A 2,541-nucleotide genomic window follows, 5' to 3' on the forward strand; every position below is an offset into this window, starting at 1 on the left:
GTGTCTGTGTGTTGTTTCAGATACCGCACAGTGGACGCGTAGCTTCTTCGTTGGTAAGTCCTCGGCCGATTAGTACCAGTCACCTCCACACGTTACCGTGCTTCCAGTTCTGGCCTATCAACCCCATGGTCTGTGGGGGGCCTTACCCCCTCGAGGGGGTGAGAAACCTCATCTTGGAACAGGCTTCCCGCTTAGATGCTTTCAGCGGTTATCCCTTCCGAACGTAGCTAACCAGCAGTGCCCTTGGCAGGACAACTGGCACACCAGAGGTTCGTCCGTCCCGGTCCTCTCGTACTAGGGACAGCCTTCCTCAAGTTTCTGACGCGCGCGGCGGATAGAGACCGAACTGTCTCACGACGTTCTAAACCCAGCTCGCGTGCCGCTTTAATGGGCGAACAGCCCAACCCTTGGGACCTACTCCAGCCCCAGGATGCGACGAGCCGACATCGAGGTGCCAAACCATCCCGTCGATATGGACTCTTGGGGAAGATCAGCCTGTTATCCCCGGGGTACCTTTTATCCGTTGAGCGACACCGCTTCCACTTGCCGGTGCCGGATCACTAGTCCCGACTTTCGTCCCTGCTCGAGCTGTCGCTCTCACAGTCAAGCTCCCTTGTGCACTTGCACTCGACACCTGATTGCCAACCAGGCTGAGGGAACCTTTGGGCGCCTCCGTTACATTTTGGGAGGCAACCGCCCCAGTTAAACTACCCACCAGGCACTGTCCCTGAACCAGATCATGGTCCGAGGTTAGAGGTCCAATACGATCAGAGTGGTATTTCAACGACGACTCCACACACACTGGCGTGCATGTTTCACAGTCTCCCACCTATCCTACACAAACCGTACCGAACACCAATACCAAGCTATAGTGAAGGTCCCGGGGTCTTTTCGTCCTGCCGCGCGTAACGAGCATCTTTACTCGTAATGCAATTTCGCCGAGTCTGTGGTTGAGACAGCAGAGAAGTCGTTACGCCATTCGTGCAGGTCGGAACTTACCCGACAAGGAATTTCGCTACCTTAGGATGGTTATAGTTACCACCGCCGTTTACCGGGGCTTAAATTCTCAGCTTCGCGCCGAAGCGCTAACCGGTCCTCTTAACCTTCCGGCACCGGGCAGGCGTCAGTCCGTATACATCGTCTTACGACTTCGCACGGACCTGTGTTTTTAGTAAACAGTCGCTTCTCTCTGGTCTCTGCGACCACCACCAGCTCCCGGAGCAAAGTCCGTTCACCAGCGTTGGTCCCCCTTCTCCCGAAGTTACGGGGGCATTTTGCCGAGTTCCTTAACCACAGTTCTCTCGATCGCCTCAGTATTCTCTACCTGACCACCTGTGTCGGTTTGGGGTACGGGCCGTGTACCAACTCACTAGAGGCTTTTCTCGGCAGCATAGGATCACTGAATTCGCCTCAATCGGCTACGCATCACCTCTCAGGCACATGTTGTGCGGATTTGCCTACACAACGCCCTACAGGCTTACACCAGTACAACCACTGACTGGCCCAGCTACCTTCCTGCGTCACCCCATCGCTTGACTACTACAGCCAGGGTCCCATGCAGCCCCCTCCAGCCACCCGAAGGTGGTCCATTGGGATTTGGATGGTTAGCACAACTGCCTCGCCATTGGGCGCGGATACACGGGTACGGGAATATCAACCCGTTGTCCATCGACTACGCCTGTCGGCCTCGCCTTAGGTCCCGACTCACCCTGGGCGGATTAACCTGGCCCAGGAACCCTTGGTCATTCGGCGGACGAGTTTCTCACTCGTCTTTCGCTACTCATGCCTGCATTCTCACTCCCATAGCCTCCACAACTAGTTCACACTGCTGCTTCCCTGGCTACAGGACGCTCCCCTACCCAGCCACACCACTGCACACCGAACCGTAGTTCGATGCGGATGTATTGTGCGACTGCCGCGGCTTCGGCGGTGTACTTGAGCCCCGCTACATTGTCGGCGCAGGATCACTTGACCAGTGAGCTATTACGCACTCTTTCAAGGGTGGCTGCTTCTAAGCCAACCTCCTGGTTGTCTTCGCGACCCCACATCCTTTTCCACTTAGTACACGCTTAGGGGCCTTAGCCGGCGATCTGGGCTGTTTCCCTCTCGACTACGAAGCTTATCCCCCGCAGTCTCACTGCCACGCTCTCACACACCGGCATTCGGAGTTTGGCTGACTTCGGTAAGCTTGTGGGCCCCCTAGGCCATCCAGTAGCTCTACCTCCGGCGTGAAACACGTGACGCTGCACCTAAATGCATTTCGGGGAGAACCAGCTATCACGGAGTTTGATTGGCCTTTCACCCCTACCCACAGCTCATCCCCTCAGTTTTCAACCTAAGTGGGTTCGGGCCTCCACGACGTCTTACCGTCGCTTCACCCTGGCCATGGGTAGATCACTCCGCTTCGGGTCTAGAACATGCGACTGGAAACGCCCTATTCGGACTCGCTTTCGCTACGGCTACCCCACACGGGTTAACCTCGCCACATGCCACTAACTCGCAGGCTCATTCTTCAAAAGGCACGCCATCACCCACAGTGCA

At 56.4% G+C, this 2,541-nt stretch carries 1 rRNA gene; it reads right to left on the reverse strand.

From position 1 onward, the window contains the following. Positions 1 to 49 precede the first annotated feature (49 nt). A 23S ribosomal RNA gene (locus tag ACRWNM_RS36450) occupies positions 50 to 2,541 on the reverse strand; the annotation flags it as partial.

Origin of the sequence: Nocardia sp. bgisy134 (assembly GCF_965341865.1) — a bacterium.
In the GTDB taxonomy this organism is placed as follows: Bacteria; Actinomycetota; Actinomycetes; order Mycobacteriales; family Mycobacteriaceae; genus Nocardia.